At 64.7% G+C, this 15,733-nt stretch carries 13 protein-coding genes; 7 read left to right on the forward strand and 6 right to left on the reverse strand.

What is annotated here, in order from left to right; all coding sequences use genetic code 11:
* Positions 1 to 16 precede the first annotated feature (16 nt).
* On the reverse strand, positions 17 to 1,477 hold the full coding sequence (locus ABFX23_RS03220) for an SLC13 family permease (protein WP_346031685.1): 1,461 nt from the start codon (positions 1,475 to 1,477) through the stop codon (positions 17 to 19).
* Positions 1,478 to 1,546: 69 nt separating this feature from the next.
* Here ABFX23_RS03220 and ABFX23_RS03225 point away from each other — a divergent pair, with 69 nt between their 5' ends.
* From ABFX23_RS03225 to ABFX23_RS03240, 4 genes are all read left to right on the forward strand, one after another.
* Positions 1,547 to 1,924 carry a VOC family protein gene (locus ABFX23_RS03225; RefSeq protein WP_346031686.1) on the forward strand — a complete coding sequence of 126 codons (378 nt, stop codon included), beginning with the start codon at positions 1,547 to 1,549 and terminating at the stop codon, positions 1,922 to 1,924.
* A 129-nt stretch (positions 1,925 to 2,053) separates the two neighbouring features.
* On the forward strand, positions 2,054 to 3,319 hold the full coding sequence (locus tag ABFX23_RS03230) for an OmpP1/FadL family transporter (RefSeq protein WP_346031687.1): 1,266 nt from the start codon (positions 2,054 to 2,056) through the stop codon (positions 3,317 to 3,319).
* Positions 3,320 to 3,424: 105 nt separating this feature from the next.
* Positions 3,425 to 4,084 (forward strand): hypothetical protein, encoded by a 660-nt coding sequence (locus ABFX23_RS03235; RefSeq protein ID WP_346031688.1) that lies wholly within the window; start codon positions 3,425 to 3,427, stop codon positions 4,082 to 4,084.
* A 72-nt stretch (positions 4,085 to 4,156) separates the two neighbouring features.
* A complete protein-coding gene (locus ABFX23_RS03240) occupies positions 4,157 to 6,085 on the forward strand; it encodes a S9 family peptidase (RefSeq protein WP_346031689.1) in 1,929 nt (642 codons plus the stop codon).
* A gap of 72 nt (positions 6,086 to 6,157) precedes the next feature.
* Here ABFX23_RS03240 and infC read toward each other — a convergent pair whose 3' ends face one another.
* Together infC and pdeM are read right to left on the reverse strand one after the other, a co-directional pair.
* Complete coding sequence (infC, locus tag ABFX23_RS03245; protein WP_346031690.1) at positions 6,158 to 6,676, reverse strand: translation initiation factor IF-3; 519 nt, start codon at positions 6,674 to 6,676, stop codon at positions 6,158 to 6,160.
* Between the two features lie 121 nt (positions 6,677 to 6,797).
* Complete coding sequence (pdeM, locus tag ABFX23_RS03250; RefSeq protein ID WP_346031691.1) at positions 6,798 to 7,499, reverse strand: ligase-associated DNA damage response endonuclease PdeM; 702 nt, start codon at positions 7,497 to 7,499, stop codon at positions 6,798 to 6,800.
* A 45-nt stretch (positions 7,500 to 7,544) separates the two neighbouring features.
* Between pdeM and hemF the strand changes: the two genes are divergently transcribed.
* Positions 7,545 to 8,399 carry an oxygen-dependent coproporphyrinogen oxidase gene (gene hemF / locus ABFX23_RS03255; RefSeq protein WP_346031692.1) on the forward strand — a complete coding sequence of 285 codons (855 nt, stop codon included), beginning with the start codon at positions 7,545 to 7,547 and terminating at the stop codon, positions 8,397 to 8,399.
* Positions 8,400 to 8,427: 28 nt separating this feature from the next.
* On the opposite strand, the gene ABFX23_RS03260 is transcribed toward hemF, so the two are convergent.
* Together ABFX23_RS03260 and ABFX23_RS03265 are read right to left on the reverse strand one after the other, a co-directional pair.
* On the reverse strand, positions 8,428 to 9,360 hold the full coding sequence (locus ABFX23_RS03260; protein ID WP_346031693.1) for a glycoside hydrolase family 16 protein: 933 nt from the start codon (positions 9,358 to 9,360) through the stop codon (positions 8,428 to 8,430).
* 36 nt (positions 9,361 to 9,396) lie between these two features.
* On the reverse strand, positions 9,397 to 10,242 hold the full coding sequence (locus ABFX23_RS03265; RefSeq protein ID WP_346031694.1) for a hypothetical protein: 846 nt from the start codon (positions 10,240 to 10,242) through the stop codon (positions 9,397 to 9,399).
* 226 nt (positions 10,243 to 10,468) lie between these two features.
* Here ABFX23_RS03265 and ABFX23_RS03270 point away from each other — a divergent pair, with 226 nt between their 5' ends.
* Together ABFX23_RS03270 and ABFX23_RS03275 are read left to right on the forward strand one after the other, a co-directional pair.
* Positions 10,469 to 12,397 (forward strand): M1 family metallopeptidase, encoded by a 1,929-nt coding sequence (locus ABFX23_RS03270; protein WP_346031695.1) that lies wholly within the window; start codon positions 10,469 to 10,471, stop codon positions 12,395 to 12,397.
* A 90-nt stretch (positions 12,398 to 12,487) separates the two neighbouring features.
* Entirely contained in the window at positions 12,488 to 14,569 is a 2,082-nt protein-coding gene (locus tag ABFX23_RS03275; protein WP_346031696.1) for a RelA/SpoT family protein, read from the forward strand.
* Positions 14,570 to 14,779: 210 nt separating this feature from the next.
* Here the strand turns inward: ABFX23_RS03275 and ABFX23_RS03280 are convergent, their stop codons facing one another.
* Positions 14,780 to 15,721 carry a peptidylprolyl isomerase gene (locus ABFX23_RS03280; RefSeq protein WP_346031697.1) on the reverse strand — a complete coding sequence of 314 codons (942 nt, stop codon included), beginning with the start codon at positions 15,719 to 15,721 and terminating at the stop codon, positions 14,780 to 14,782.
* Positions 15,722 to 15,733 lie beyond the last annotated feature (12 nt).

The raw sequence follows: 15,733 nt of genomic DNA on the forward strand, positions 1-15,733 counted from the left end.
GGATGCGCAAGGGCAGTCAGGTGACGAGCGGCGCCAGCGCGAAAACCACCCCCACGATCAGAAATATGCCTGCCATGTCCAGGGCGAACCCCGCTTTCACCAGCCGGGGGAGAGCAATGCGGCCCGTCGCCCAGGCGATGGCATTGGGGCCGGTGCCCGCAGGAAGGATGAAGCCCCAGCTTGCCGCCAGCGCCACGGGCATGGCCAGCAGCAACGGATCGCCGCCCAGCGCCACGGCAAGCGCGGCGACGACGGGCATGATGCCGCTGGCGGTCGCGACGTTGCTGGCGAACTCGGTAATCAGCACCACCATCGCCACCAGCGCCAGCGCGACGACGATCATGGGCACGTCCGAGAGGAACAGCAGCGCCTCCCCCAGCCAGTCCGCAAGGCCGGTGCGCATCATGCCGCCGGCCAGGGCCAGCCCGCCGCCGAACATCAGCAGCACGTCCCACGGCGCGCTGTTCGCCTCGTGCCATTCCAGCAGGCGGCGGCCCGTACCGTCGGGCAGCACGAACAGCGCGAAGCTGGCGGCGATGGCCACCGTGCCGTCCGTCAGCGAGCCTTCCGGGAAGTAGGGCGCGACCCAGCCGCGCAGCATCCACGCGACGAAGGTGATGGCGATGACCGGCACCAGCCGCCGCTCCGCCTGCGTCCACGGCCCGTGCGGATCGATGGCTTCTCGCGCGGCCTGCATGTCGAAGGGGTGGCGCGAAACTTCCTGCACCCGCGCGATGATCCACGCGGCGATGGGAATGCCCAGCAGCACGATGGGCACGCCGAAGGAGGCCCACATGGCGAAGGTTATCTCGATCCCCGATATATCCCGCAGCAGGGCAACGCCGATGGCATTGGTGGGCGATCCGATGATCGTGCCGAGCCCGCCCACGCTGGCGGCGAAGGCAAGGCCCATGGGCAACGCGCCGTAAATGCCGTCCTGCGGCACCACGCCGCCTTTTTGCTGGCCTATCGCTTCGCTACTTGAGGCCGCATCCTGAACGACCTTGCCGCCCGCGAGCACCGCCAGCGCCATCGGCATCATGATCAGCGTGGTGGAGGTGTTGGAGATAATGTTCGAAAGGATCGCGGCGGCGATCATGAAACCGAGCAGCAGCCCGAATGTCCCCCCGCGCCCGCCGATCCGGTCGAGGATGAACGTCGCCAGCCGCTTGTGCAGCCCGGTGCGTTCGATGGCGAGAGCAAGGAACGCGCCGCCCAGCAGCAGGAAGATGATCGGCGAGTAATAGTCGCCCGCCACTTCGCCCGCCGTGCCCCCACCGCTGAAAGGCAGCACCACGAACGGCAGCAGTCCGGTGACGGTCAGCGGGACGGCCTGCGTCATCCACCATGTTGCCATCCAGCATACCAGGCCCGCCACACGCCACGCCTCTGCGGCCATGCCCTCGGGCGCGGGCAGCAGCACGGTGAGTGCGAACAACGCCGGCCCCAGCCAGAAGCCGATGCCCTTGGCGTTCATGCTGTGGTATCCTCCCTGCCCATGGGGGCAATCGTGGCGCAGCGGCGCGGGCGAGGCAAGGAGGGTTGCATGGCAGACGGCAAGGTTCTGGGGATTGGCGGGCTGTTCATTCGCTCACCCGATCCGGCGGCGCTGGCGGCATGGTACCGCGACCACCTGGGCATCGCGGCGACCGAGAGCGGCCAGCCTACGCCCGATGGCGAATGGGTGTGGATGCAGCAGTCCGGGCCGACGGTGTTCGCAGGCTTTGCAGCAGACAGCGATTACTGGCAGGCGGAGCGGCAGGTGATGCTGAACCTGCGCGTGGAAGGGCTGGAGGCGCTGCTCACCCGCCTGGAGACTGCTGGAGTGGCGATTTCGCACCGCGAAGGCATGGAGGGCGTGGGCAATTTCGCTCGTATTCAAGACCTTGATGGAAACCCCTTGGAGCTGTGGGAACCGGCCTAAAGTTAAAATTGACGGCCCACTAGAAACCTTGCGTTTTGCGGCGCGAGAGGAGGACCCATCTGCGCGGCTCCAAGGCTCGGTGCACCCGCATCGCCAAAGCCACTTCGCATATTAACAGAAGGTCGTTCCATGCCCACTTCCCCCATGCGCATTGCCGCGCTCGCCAGCGCCGCTCTCATCGCCACTCTCGCCAGCAATCCCGCGCAGGCGACCGACGGCTATTTCCTCAACGGCGTGGGGGCCAAGGGCAAGGGCATGGGCGGCGCGGGCATCGCCTATCCGCAGGATGGCATGGCCGCGGTCAACAACCCCGCCAGCATCGCCGGGATGGAATCGCGCCTCGACCTTGGCGTGGAGATCTTCGTGCCCGACCGGGGAGCCGATATCTCCGGCAATGGCGCGGGCCTGAACGGCAGCTATGACGGCAATGGTTCGAACCCGTTCGTCCTGCCGGAATTCGCCTACGTCCGCCCGCTGAGCAACGACCTGACCTTTGCCCTGACGATCAACGGCAATGGCGGGATGAACACCGATTACGAGACCAATCCCTTCGCCAGTTTCGGCGCGCAGGGGGACGCGGGCGTGGACCTGAAGCAGGTCTTCATCAGCCCCACGCTGGCCTATGAATTCGCTGAGGGGCATTCCGTCGGCGTTTCCGCCATCGGGCTGGTGCAGGGCTTCCGCGCCAGCGGCATCCAGCCCTTCACCGCCGCATCCAGCGATCCCGCCAACTTCACCGATCGCGGCACCGACGCCTCTTTCGGTGCTGGCTTCCGGGTCGGCTATTATGGCGAGCTGAACGATGTCGTCTCGATCGGCGCGTTCTACCAGTCGACCATCTGGGCAGACGAATTCGACAAGTATGCCGGACTGTTCGCCGACCAGGGCGGGTTCGACGTGCCTACGTCCTACGGCGCGGGCATTGCCTTGCACCCGACCGACCGCCTGAGCCTTGCCGCCGATGTGAAGCGCATCGAGTATTCCGACGTGGGTTCGGTGGGCAACCCGCTGGCCCCCTTGTTCTCCGGCGTGCCGTTCGGCGCGACAGACGGGCCCGGCTTCGGCTGGGACGATGTGACCGTGTTCAAGGTGGGCGCGGATTACGACGTCAGTGACCGTTTCACCGTGCGCGCCGGCTATGGCCGTTCGGAGAACCCCGTGCCGCAGTCCGAAACCTTCCTCAACATCCTCGCCCCGGGCGTGGTGCAGGACCATTTCACGGTGGGCGCGACCTGGCAGGCGAGCGACCGCATCGAGATCACCGGCTTTGCCATGCGCGCGCCGAGAAACACGGTGGAAGGCAGCGGCTCGATCCCGGTGAACTACGGAGGCGGAGAGGCGGACGTCTACCTCGCCGAAACGTCGTTTGGCCTGGGATTCGGGCTGGAGCTGTAATCCTGTCCCGGGAAGCAGGGGCGGCGCGCCGCGCGGGGAAAGCCTGAACGGCGCGCCGCGGGTGAATTCAGCATCTTGTCAGCCACGGCTGGCTAATCTCCTGGCATGAAACGTCGCACCTTCCTCCTCTCCGGCCCTGCGTTCGGTGCCCTGCTTGCCGCCCCCTCGGCGGCAATGGCGCGCGGCGATGGCTGGGTGCGCGAGTGGGAGATCGGTCCGCAAATCCGGGGCCGCAACTACTCGGTCAACATGCCGCCGCATCCGCTTGCGAGCCATGAAGGCTGGTATTTCGATTTCCCCGGTCCGCGCCGCCGCGACGGCCACGTGCATTACCTGACGCGCGCCAGCGGCCCGCTTGACCGTGCGCGCGGCATTCGCCTGCGCTATCGCATCGATGCGCGGCCCGGCGCGCGCTTTGTCTCGCAGGAATACCCCGACCGGCAGCCGCTGCTCTCGCTCTATATCCAGCGCGCAGGTGACGACTGGCGCGCCGATGGCCGCACCCGCTATCACCGCTGGTATTCGCCCGACAGCCGCGTGGTGCCCCTGCGCCCCGGCGAGCACGAGGTGACGATCATGTTCGACGAGAACTGGATCTCGGTAATGGGATCAGACCGCAAAAACTCGCCCCGCGAGTTCGCCGCTGCCTTGAGGGATGCGGCACGCATCGGCTTTACCCTTGGCACGCAGGGCGGGCGCGGGCACGGCGTTTACGCAACGGCCCCCGCGCGCTTCACGGTGCTGGATTTTTCGGTCCTTCGCTAGCGTTCAAGTCCGCTTTGCCGCGGGCCGGTTCTGTGCGATGACCCGCGCACAGATTCACGGAAGGCACCTGATATGACTGGAACAATTCGCCTGCTGCTGTCGGCCAGCGCCCTTGCCATTTCCTTCCCGCTGGCCACCGCGCCCGCGACCGCGCAGGATACCGAGGCCGAGGCACCGTCTCGGACATATTCGGCGGAGGAGTTCTACACCTCCACCACTTTCGGCACCGTTTCGGGGCAGGGCCATGCTTTCTCTCCCGATGGCAGTGCTGTGCTGATCACCAGTGACGAAAGCGGCGTGCGCAACGCCTACTGGCAGCCGCTGAACGGCGGGGAGCGCATGCAGCTGACCGCGTCGCAAAGCGATGCCTACAACGCCGTCAGCGCATTTCCGGGCGACGGGCGCATCCTGTTCACCGCCAACAGCGGCGGTAACGAGATCAACCATCTCTTCGTGCGCGAGGAAGACGGCACGATACGCGACCTGACCCCGGGCGAGGAAACCCGCGCCGGGTTCAGCGGCTGGACCGCTGACGGCTCTGCCTTCTACGTCGAGACGAACGAGCGCGATGCCTCGTCGTCCGACCTCTACCTGTTCGACGCGGGCGATTATTCACGCGAACTCGTGTTCCGGAATCCGGGAGGCTACTGGCTCGGCAGCGTATCGCCCGACGGGCGCTGGCTGGTGGTGACCAAGGAAGAAACGAACACCGATTCGGACCTGTACCTGGTGGACCTGCAAGGTGATGGTGAGCCGGTGCTCATCACGCCGGGCGATGCCGAGGCGACCCACGGCGCGGAAGGGTTCACGCCTGACAGCGCGAACCTGGTCTATACCACCAACGAATTCGGCGAATTCCGCCAGGCGTGGACATACGACATCGCCACCGGCGAGCGCGAGCTGCTGGCAGAGGACGAGTGGGACGTGTCCTTCGTCGATTACTCGCCTTCGGGACGTTACCGCGTCACCGCGTTCAACCGCGACGGGGCGACCGATGTTACCGTGTTCGACACGGTGGAAGGCGAGGAGATCGACCTCGGAATGGAGGTTGCCAACATGGGCGGTTTCCGCTTCTCGCCCGACGAAGGCATGGCGACGTTCGCCGCCAACACCGATACCTCGCCTACCGATATCTATCAGCTTGATCACGCGAGCGAGCAGGTGACGCGCCTTACCAGCGCGCTAAATCCCGCGATTGCCGAGAGCGATCTCGTCACCTCCACCGTGGCGCGCTTCGTCAGCTACGACGGAGTGGAAATTCCCGGCATCCTCTATCGCCCGAAAGGCGCCGATGCGCAAAACCCCGCGCCTGCGGTGGTCTATGTCCACGGCGGTCCGGGCGGGCAGAGCAGGCAGGGCTACAACCCCGTCATCCAGCACCTGGTGAACCACGGCTACGCGGTCTACGCGATCAACAATCGCGGCTCGTCGGGCTATGGCACCACGTTCTACCACATGGACGACCTGAAGCATGGCGATGCCGACCTGCGCGACGTGGTCGCCTCCAAGGATTTCCTGCAGGGCATGGACTGGATCGCCGACGATCGCATCGCGGTGATGGGCGGTTCCTACGGCGGATACATGACGGCGGCGGCGCTGGCGTTCCATCCGGAAGTGTTCGATGCGGGCATCAACATCTTCGGCGTCACCAACTGGCTACGCACGCTGGAATCGATCCCCGCCTGGTGGGGCCCGCAACGTGATGCGCTGTTCGATGAACTGGGCGACCCGGCGACGGACAGCGAACGGCTGCGCGCCATCTCGCCGCTGTTCCATGCCGACCGGATCGTGAAGCCGATGCTGGTGGTGCAGGGTGCCAACGATCCACGCGTGTTGCAGGTGGAAAGCGACGAGCTGGTGGAAGCCGCGCGGGCCAATGGCGCGCCGGTGGAATATGTGCTGTTCCCTGACGAGGGACACGGGTTCACCCGCCGCGACAACCGTATCACCGCCTCGGAAGCCTATCTCGCCTTCCTGAACGAGCACGTCGGCGCGGACTAGTAACGGCACGACATGAAAAAGGGGCGTTGCCACTGCCGGCATCGCCCCTTCTTTCCGGCTGGCGGTGTTGCCCTATTTGGGCGCGAGCACCATCAGCATCTGACGCCCTTCGAGGCGCGGATAGGCTTCGACCTTGGCATCTTCTTCCATGTCGTCCTGCACGCGCTTGAGCAGGTCCATGCCCAGGTGCTGGTGCGCCATTTCGCGGCCACGGAAGCGCAGGGTGACTTTCACCTTGTCGCCATTGTCGATGAACTTGTGCATCGCCTTCATCTTCACGTCGTAATCGTGATCGTCGATGTTGGGACGCATCTTGATTTCCTTGATGTCCTGCGTCTTCTGCGTCTTGCGCGCCGCATTGGCCTTTTTCTGGGCTTCGTAGCGGTATTTGCCGACATCGAGGAACTTGCACACCGGCGGGTTCGCGTTGGGCGAGACTTCAACGAGATTGAGGCCCGCATCCTGGGCCTGCTCGATCGCTTCGCGGGTGTACATCACGCCGAGATTCTCGCCGTCGCCATCGATGACGCGGACCTTCTCGGCCTGGATAAACTGGTCGTATTTCGGGCCGGATTTGACCGGCGGTGCCATGTTGCGGCGGGGTGGACGAGGTATGTTGTGCTCCTGATTCTGCTTTGGTTGAGCCGCTTATGTAATAAGGAACGGTGGCAAACGCTAGGGGATAGAAACGGGCGCTCTCACCCGCGCCCTCTCATTCACGCCAGAGCGGGAACCGCGCCAGCCGCTTGCCGGCCGGGACAACCGCGTCGATGGCGCTGGCGGGTTGCAGCGCCCTGAGGATTGCCGGATCGGCCGCGTCCATGCCGCCGGTCAGCGCGCCGAAGGCGGGCAGGATCATCCGCCCGCAGGTCGCATCGCCGTTGTGGCTGACGACCGCGCAGGGGCGGCGGATGTGGCGGTGGTGGATCTTCACCTGCACGCGCGGGTGAAAATGGCCGGAAAGCTCGGGCCGCGTCTCCCCCTTCTTCGCCATGTGCCGCAGCACCATGCCCGCAACTTCCAGCTCTTCCGCAATGGTGCCGCCGCTCTTTGCCTCCATCGCCGGATCGTGGTTGCCGGTGATCCATACCCAGTCCGTGGCGCGGGTGAGGGCAGCGAGCATCCCCTCGGCATAAGGCTCCAGCCGCTGCGAGCCGTCCGAATCGTGGAAATTGTCTCCCAGCGTGTAGACCCGGCGTGCGCCCGTCTCGCGCAGTGCCTCGGCAAGCCGCTCCAGCGTCTCGCGGCTGTCGTAGGGTGGCAGTAGCTGGCCGTGCCTGGCGTAGAAGCTGGCTTTTTCCAGGTGCAGGTCGGCCACCAGCAGCGCGTTCTCTCGCGGCCAGAAGAGCGCGCGGCTCTTGGTGAGGACGAATTCGTCCCCGCAGAATGGGAATGCGAACGAAACGGGAACCATGGATGCCACTTGCCGCCTGCCGCGCGCTTTGGCAAGACCGAACCCATGGAGTGGACACAACAAACCCAGCAAGCGCGCGAATGGTTCGAAACCTTGCGCGATCGTATCTGCGCCGAGTTCGAGGCGATCGAACGCGAGGCGGGATCGGATGCCAGTTTCGACTACACGGCATGGGACCGCGAAACGGAGGACGGTTCGGATGGCGGCGGCGGCGTGCGCGGCGTGATGAAGGGCAAGGTGTTCGAAAAGGTGGGCGTCAACGTCTCCACCGTCTCCGGCGAATTTTCACCCAAGTTCGCAGGCCAGGTGAACGGCGCGAGCGAGGAGCATCCCGAATTTACCGCCACCGGCATTTCGCTGGTCGCGCACATGGCCAACCCGCACGTGCCCGCCGTCCACATGAACACCCGTTTCCTGACTACCCAGGCCGCATGGTTCGGCGGCGGAGCGGATCTCAATCCGCCCATCGAATATGCAGAGGATACCGACGCTTTCCACGCCCGCCTGCGGGCAGCGTGCAGCGCCCACAACCCTACCTATTATGATCGGTTCAAGAAATGGGCCGACGACTATTTCTTCATTCCCCACCGGGGCGTTGCGCGAGGGGTGGGCGGCATCTTCTACGATCACCTCGAATGTGCCGACCTGCCGGCTTTCGAACGCAATTTCGCTTTCACGAAGGACGTGGGCGAAGCTTTCCTCGACGCTTTCCCCGCCATTGTCCGCAAGCGCATGGGCATGGAATGGAGCGAAGAGGAAAAGGCCGCGCAGAAGGAATGGCGCGGACGCTACGTCGAATTCAACCTCGTCTATGATCGCGGCACCCTGTTCGGCCTGAAGACCGGCGGCAATATCGATGCCATCCTGATGAGTCTGCCGCCGGAAGTGACCTGGGGTTGAGCTGACGGTTCAGGTCACTCGGCCCAGGTCATTCGGCCGGCGCGTAAACCCGCACCCAGTCCACTTCCATCGCGATGTCGCCTGCTTCGATCCGGTCTGCCGTTTCCTGCGGCATGCCCTTGTAGGGCTCCTCGATACCGTTGATCTTGTAGGGGTAGATACCGCCCACGGCGAAGTTCAGCACCACGAACTGCGGGTTGTCGAACACCCATTCGCCGAAGAACTCGGCGTTGGTTCGGGGGATGCGGAAAGTCAGGCGGTCGTCGACGTAGAATTCGATCACGTCGGGTTTCCATTCGGCGGCATAGACGTGCCAGTCGGTCACGTCGGTGCCTTCGGGAAAATATTGCCGGTCGGCAATGCCCATGTCGCCGGAATAGCCGGGGCCGTGGATGGCAACGCCCGTCCAGTCGGCATAACCGACGTATTCCATGATATCGATCTCGCCTTCGCTCGGCCATTCGGCATCGGCCAGCAGCCAGAAGGTGGGCCACACGCCCATCGCCTCGGGCATCCGGATGCGCGCTTCGGCCCGGCCATAGGTGAATTCGAAATTGCCCTTGGTGTTGACGCGGCCGGAAATGAAATCGGCGTCACGTTCCTCATTGGTGTCCTGGCCCGGACGATAGACCGGGCGCAGCACCAGCGCGCCTCCGTCGGCCCCTTCCAGGCCCTGCACGAACTGGATCGTGTCGGGAGAATCGACGTAGGCCTGCTCCTCCTCATTCACCCAGAAATCCATGCCCACCACGTTCCACTTGGTGGGATCGAGGGTGTCGCCGGAAAATTCATCGGAGAAGATCAACTGGCGGGCGGCGGCTTCTCCGCCGGAGCCGTCGGCCTGCGCCTGCGCGGCGTCGACTTCGGCCTCCGTCGGCGGACCGGTCTCGGCAGACTGCCCGCAAGCGGCGAGGGCTAGGGTGAGGAAAGAGGCGGTAAGGGCTGTTGTGATCGTTCTCATACGGCGCAGCCTAATGCGACGCGCCGCGCCTGTCACCTAGTCGTCTGCGCCCGGTCCCTGGCTTTCCATCAGGCGGCCGACGTCACGGAGCGCGATCTGGCTGGGGGTGTTGGCCTGATTGCTATAGAGGCTGGTGAGGTATGCCTCGTCGAAAGAGGTCAGGCGGAATGGCGGGGCCTCCACGTCCGGCTCGAACAGTTCGAGGATCGTGCCCAGCCGCGTTGCACCCTCGGGCGCGCGGGTCTGGGCGAGGGCGCGCATGGTGACGTAATCGGCGATGGCGACGGTATCCATCCCGGCGATTGCATCGCGGTCGATCATCACGACGGAGATGCCGATATCCTCGCGCACGCCAAGCTCCAGCCGGCTGATCGCGGTGCTCTGGAACGTCGGCGGGCGACCGTTGGAGCCGATCCCGTCGCGCGACATCGTGGCGGTGACATTCCACGCACGCACCGGGCCTTCCTGTTCGTGAACCCGTTTGGCCGCCCAGTAGTCGAGCGCGCGCACGGTGTAATGGTCGGCATCGCGCAGCTGCTCGAATTCGTCCGCCGGGTCATCGACGAAAGCGACGATCACGTTGGCGGCGCATTCCTCCCCGCGAATGACGCTGTGGCCCACGCGTTCGGTGTTGGAACGGATACGACCGATGATCTCGTAAGCGGTCTGCGTCTCCGCGCCGAAGACGCCAGGGCACACCGGGTCCTGCATCCGCGCGAGCGGGGCCTGCACCGATCCCGTAGGCGGAGTGATCTCCCGCGCCTGTTCGCGGGCCTGCGCGTGGATTTCGCCGCGCTCTCCCGAGACGATGATGTCCTGTCCGCCCTCGACTTCGGTCTCGAGCGTCTCCTCCACCTGCGACACGGCATCCTGCGCGGCCAAGGGGAGGCCAGCGCGCTGGTCGATAGGGCGGCTGCAAACAGGAGGGGGCGCATGATCGATCTCTCCGACGGTGAATTCGTGTGTAACACCAACAGCATGGCATCGACAAATGCCAGCACGGTTCCATCAAGGGCTGACTCGGCTCGACGATTTGCTATGGTTGCGGGCGAAACGAATACCGGAACCGGCCCGCTCACCCGGCTTTCTGCGATAAACTGGAGAATCCATGCGCTTTCTTGCCTTTGCTACTTGCCTGGCCCTGCCATTTCTTGCCGCCGCCTGCACGGCGGACGACCTGCCGGACGAGGAGCGCACCGTGGCCCCGATCCTGACGAGCGCGCAGGCGCAGGACGAGTTCACCTACGCGCGCCCGCTGGAAGCGCGCGTCACGCATGTGGCGCTGGATCTCGATCTCGATTTCGAGGGCAAGCGCGTGGAAGGGACGGCCACGCTGGACGTGGACGCGGCGGACGATGCGACCGAGATCGTGCTCGATTCCAACGGCCTTATCATCGGCGGTATCACCGATGGCAACGGCAACGCGCTGGACTACGAAATCGGCGAGGCCGATCCGGACAACGCCGAAAAGGGTGAGCCGATTACCGTCCAACTGGGCGAAATGACCGGGCCTGCATTGCAGCAGATCGTCATCAACTACGCCAGCGGCCCGGACGCCGAGGCGCTGCAATGGCTGGAGCCGGAGCAGACCGCGGGCGGCGAATATCCTTATGTCTTCAGCCAGGGGCAGGCGATCCTCAACCGCACCTGGATCCCGACGCAGGACAGCCCCGGTATCCGCCAGACCTGGGAGGCGCGCATCACCGCACCAAAGCCGCTGAACGTGGTGATGAGCGGTATCAGCCGGGGTGAGCCCGAGGATGTCGGCGAGAACCGCCACGCGTTCGAGTTCGTGATGGAAAACTCTGTCCCGCCCTACCTGATCGCGATTGCCGCCGGGAACATCGAATTCGCCGAACTCGGGCCGCGTTCCGGCGTCTGGGCAGAGCCGGAAGTGCTGGAAGAAGCTGCCGCCGAACTGGTCGACACCGAAGCCATGATCGATGCCGCCGAAGAGATTTACGGCGAATACCGCTGGGGCCGTTACGACATGATCGTGCTGCCGCCCGCCTTCCCCTACGGCGGCATGGAAAACCCGGTGATGACCTTCCTCACGCCCACGTTCATCGCGGGCGATCGCAGCAACACCGGCCTCGTCGCGCACGAACTGGCGCACAGCTGGTCGGGCAATCTCGTCACCTATTCCAGCTGGCGCGACGGCTGGCTGAACGAAGGCGTCACCTCCTACTTCGAAAGCCGCATTTCCGAAGCCGTCTTCGGCGAGAAGCGCGCCAACCAGGAATATGCGCTGAGCTATGCCAGCCTGGTAGAAGCAATCGAGGAGCAGGGCGCGGACAATCCCAACACCGCCATGCGCACGCCCGACGGCATCAGTCCGTTCGACACCATCGGCCCCGCCATCTACGACAAGGGCACGGTGTTCCTGCGCACGATGGAGACGATCATCGGGCGCGAGCGCTTCGATGAATTCATGCGCGGCTGGTTCGACCGCCACGCTTTCCAGCCCGCCACCAGCGAGATGTTCCTTGCCGAGCTGCGCGAATACGTGGTCGACGGGGACGAGGCGCTGGAAGAAGAGCTGATGCTGGACGAATGGGTCTACGGCACGGGCCTGCCGGAAAACGCCGTGGCGCCCGATGCGGAAGCCTTCGCAGAAGTCGACAGTGCTGCCGCGGCCTTCGCTGCCGACGGCACGCTGCCCGCCACCGAAACGTGGTCCGGCTGGACCGGGGCCGAACAGCAGCGCTTCCTGCAGGAATTGCCGGAAGAGCTTTCCGCCGACGAACTGGCCGCCCTGAACGAGCAACTCGCGCTGTCCGACAGCGGCAACAACGAAGTGCTGTTCCTGTGGCTGGAAGCGGCCCTGCGCAACGAATACCAGCCTGCCGTGGCGCAGGCCGAGGAGTTCCTTGCCGAAGTGGGCCGCAACAAGTTCGTGGCGCCGCTTTTCACCGCGCTCTGGGAAACCGGAAGCTGGGGGCAGCCGATCGCCACGCGCATCTACAACGAGACGCGCGGCGGCTATCACAGCTATACCCGCGGCAACGTGGACCAGATCGTGGGCTACGAAGGTTGATCGCCATTTGAGCGCGCGGCGCGGAAATATCTCGCGCCGCGCGCGATACCCCTTGCCCAAAGCCGTGCTGCAACGCACATTCGTTTCACGATGTTGCGCCAGTACGAACTAGTTGAACGGGTAAAGGAATACGATCCCGACGCCGACGAGGCGATGCTGAACCGCGCCTATGTGTACACCGTGCAGAAGCACGGCAGCCAGAAACGTGCCAGCGGCGACCCATATTTCAGCCACCCGGTCGAAGTCGCCGGGCTGATGACCGACCTGAAGCTGGACCAGCAGACGATCATCACCGCGCTGCTGCACGATACCGTGGAAGATACCCTCGCCACGATCGAGGATATCGAGGAACGCTTCGGCCCCGATGTCGCCCGGCTGGTGGACGGCGTGACCAAGCTCTCCAAGATCGAGGCCATGCCCGAGAACGAGCGGGCGGCGGAAAACCTGCGCAAGTTCCTGCTGGCGATGAGCGAAGACCTGCGCGTGCTGCTGGTGAAGCTGGCGGATCGGCTGCACAACATGCGCACGCTGCACCACATCAACAATCCGGACAAACGCCGACGCATCGCGCGCGAGACGATGGATATCTACGCCCCGCTGGCGGAGCGGGTGGGTATGTACGAGTACATGCGCGAGATGCAGCTCCTGGCTTTCGAGCAGCTGGAGCCGGAGGCCTACCAGACCATCACCAAGCGGCTGGAGCAATTGCGCCAGTCAGACGCCGGGCAGGTCGACCGCATCGCGCTCGACATCAAGCACGCGCTGAGCGAGGCGGACCTGGAAGTGGAAGTGTGGGGGCGCGAAAAGCATCCCTATTCGATCTGGCGCAAGATGGCCGAACGCCACCTGCCGTTCGAACAGGTGAGCGACATCATGGCCTTCCGCGTGCTGACCGACAACGTGGAGGATTGCTACGCTGCGCTGGGCGTGCTGCACCGCACGTTCCAGTTCGTGCCGGGCCGCTTCAAGGATTACATCTCCACGCCGAAGAACAACGGCTACCGCTCGCTCCACACCACCGTGTTCTACGACAAGTCGATGCGCGTGGAAGTGCAGATCCGCACGCGCGAGATGCACCGCACCAACGGTTTTGGCCTTGCCGCGCACTGGGCCTACAAGCAGGGCGGGCAGGTGGATGGCGAAGTCGGCTGGCTGCGCGACCTTATCGAGATCGTCGATGCCAGCCACGACAGCGAGGAACTGCTGGAGCACACCAAGCTGGCGATCTACCAGGATCGCATCTTCGCCTTCACGCCCAAGGGCGCGCTGTTCCAGTTGCCCAAGGGCGCGACCGCAGTGGATTTCGCCTTCGCCGTCCACACCGATCTTGGCGCGCAGACCGTGGGCGCGAAGATCAACGGGCGGCACATGCCGCTGCGTACCCCGCTGGGCAACGGCGACGTGGTGGAGATCATCAAGGGCAAGAATGCCGAGCCGCAACTGTCGTGGCTGGGCTTCGTCGTCACCGGCAAGGCGCGCGCATCCATCCGCCGGGCGGTGCGCGCGAAGGAGCATGCCGAGATCGCCGAGATCGGTGCCAAGCTGTTCGATGAGATCGCCGAGCGCCTGCCCACCAAGGTAGGCAAGAAGGCAATCAGGCTGGCGGCAGAGCGGCTGGATTTCGAGGATACCGAAGACCTGATGTACGCCATCGGTGCAGGCAAGGTGTCCGACCGCGACGTGATGGAAGCCGTCGTTCCCGGCAGCACGGCAGACATGCCCGAAGAGACGCAGCAGGAACGCGCCATCTCGATCAAGGGGCTGACGGCAGGGGTCGGCTTCGACCTTGCCGAATGCTGTCACCCCGTTCCGGGCGACCGGATCGTGGGCCTGCGCCGTCCGGGCAAGACCGTGGAAGTGCACGCCATCGATTGCCTGGAACTTGCCAACGGCGTGGATGCCGACTGGGTGGACCTTTCGTGGGGCGAACGCTCGCAGGGCGCTGTTGGACGCCTCAACGTGGTATTGTACAACCGTCCCGGCACGCTGGCGGAAATGGCGGGCATGTTCGCGCGCAACAGCGCCAACGTGATGAACCTCGAACTGGTCCAGCGCGATGATGTGTTCCATACCTACGAGGTGGACCTGGAAGTGCAGGACCTGGCGCACCTCACGCGCATCATGAGCGCCCTGCGCGCTACCGATGCCGTGGCGCAGGCAGACCGGGTCTAGGGCTGCGCTTTCCTACCGGGCGGGGCCGGGGGTAAGGCTCGGCGCGCTCTTTCATAACGTCCAAGACCCCCGCCGAAAGTTTTGCAAAACACGGCGTCCCGCGTTCCGGGATCGTTCCGGCCTGCTTCGCGAAGCCGCAGGAATCTGCCGGTTTCGGTCGCTTGCGAGGCGCTTCCGGAAAGTTACACATTCGGCGCGAGCAGGCGAGGGCTACTGCCCCATGCGGTGAACGGGTACCTGCACGCTGCACACGTCGACGCCGCCAGCGGGCACGGTGTAGAACGCATCGTCCCGATTGGCGCGCACTTCCACGTATCGGGCAAAGCTCTCGCTATCGGATGCGAGATACTCGTAAGCCGGAGGATCGGCCAGATCGCTGGCCAGTCGCACCGAGAGGATCGGCGTTCTCAAATCCGCCTCGTCCTCGCTGTAGAACCCGAGTTCGCCGGAGCCGCGCGGCAGGCTGGAGAGGTGCTCCATCCCCTCGATCACGCGCCCCACCACGGCAAGGTTGCGATCCATGTGCCGCTGCGGCTGGCCGATGATGGCGTAAAGCTCGGCGCCGGTCCCGGTATCCGGCGCATAGTCCCGCGCAACGCCGATGTAGCCGTAGCAGTGGATCGGCCATTGCGTGAGCGTTCGCGTGTTCTCGCCCACAATGGTAGCGGAAGGCCATCCGTCCTTGAACTGGGTCCAATGGGCATGGTTGTCCCGCTGGTGTTGTCGCGGATGCCACAGGATGATTTCGTCTTCCTCGCCGACGACTGTCGTTACCGCATAGTCGCTGTCAGGCGCCTCCAGCCCCTCAGGCAGCGGCTTCGCCTCGGTCGCATCGCCCCATTGCGTCACGTAGTTGTCCTGCACCCGGTATACGCTGGTCCCGTCCCACCAGCGTGCCTGCGCCAGTGCTCGGAGGTTCTCCACCCACGGCTGGCTGAATGGCGGCGACATGAGCTGGATGACCACGGTTCGCTCGCTCCCGCGAGTGTCCGGGGCCAGTTGCATCACCAGTATGTCCTCTGGCGCGACGGCGCGCCATTCTTCGGCGCTGGCAGAGGCAACCACAGAGGACGGCGTATCCGGCTCCTCCGCCTCCTGGGCAGCGGCGGGAAGGGCAATGGCGAGGGCGGCAACGAGAGCTAGGTGCTTCATAAACGGCATCCT

The sequence above is a fragment of the Erythrobacter westpacificensis genome, from assembly GCF_039542285.1.
GTDB classification, from domain to species: domain Bacteria; phylum Pseudomonadota; class Alphaproteobacteria; order Sphingomonadales; family Sphingomonadaceae; genus Alteraurantiacibacter; species Alteraurantiacibacter westpacificensis.

Bases quoted from the DNA above. Each gene is read 5' to 3' on its own strand.
- ABFX23_RS03225 (WP_346031686.1), top strand. From the start codon at position 1,547: ATGGCAGACGGCAAGGTTCTGGGGATTGGCGGGCTGTTCATTCGCTCA.
- ABFX23_RS03280 (WP_346031697.1), bottom strand. From the start codon at position 15,721: ATGAAGCACCTAGCTCTCGTTGCCGCCCTCGCCATTGCCCTTCCCGCC.
- ABFX23_RS03275 (WP_346031696.1), top strand. From the start codon at position 12,488: ATGTTGCGCCAGTACGAACTAGTTGAACGGGTAAAGGAATACGATCCC.
- pdeM (WP_346031691.1), bottom strand. From the start codon at position 7,499: ATGGTTCCCGTTTCGTTCGCATTCCCATTCTGCGGGGACGAATTCGTC.
- ABFX23_RS03240 (WP_346031689.1), top strand. From the start codon at position 4,157: ATGACTGGAACAATTCGCCTGCTGCTGTCGGCCAGCGCCCTTGCCATT.
- ABFX23_RS03230 (WP_346031687.1), top strand. From the start codon at position 2,054: ATGCCCACTTCCCCCATGCGCATTGCCGCGCTCGCCAGCGCCGCTCTC.
- ABFX23_RS03260 (WP_346031693.1), bottom strand. From the start codon at position 9,360: ATGAGAACGATCACAACAGCCCTTACCGCCTCTTTCCTCACCCTAGCC.
- ABFX23_RS03235 (WP_346031688.1), top strand. From the start codon at position 3,425: ATGAAACGTCGCACCTTCCTCCTCTCCGGCCCTGCGTTCGGTGCCCTG.
- ABFX23_RS03270 (WP_346031695.1), top strand. From the start codon at position 10,469: ATGCGCTTTCTTGCCTTTGCTACTTGCCTGGCCCTGCCATTTCTTGCC.
- hemF (WP_346031692.1), top strand. From the start codon at position 7,545: ATGGAGTGGACACAACAAACCCAGCAAGCGCGCGAATGGTTCGAAACC.
- ABFX23_RS03220 (WP_346031685.1), bottom strand. From the start codon at position 1,477: ATGAACGCCAAGGGCATCGGCTTCTGGCTGGGGCCGGCGTTGTTCGCA.
- infC (WP_346031690.1), bottom strand. From the start codon at position 6,676: ATGGCACCGCCGGTCAAATCCGGCCCGAAATACGACCAGTTTATCCAG.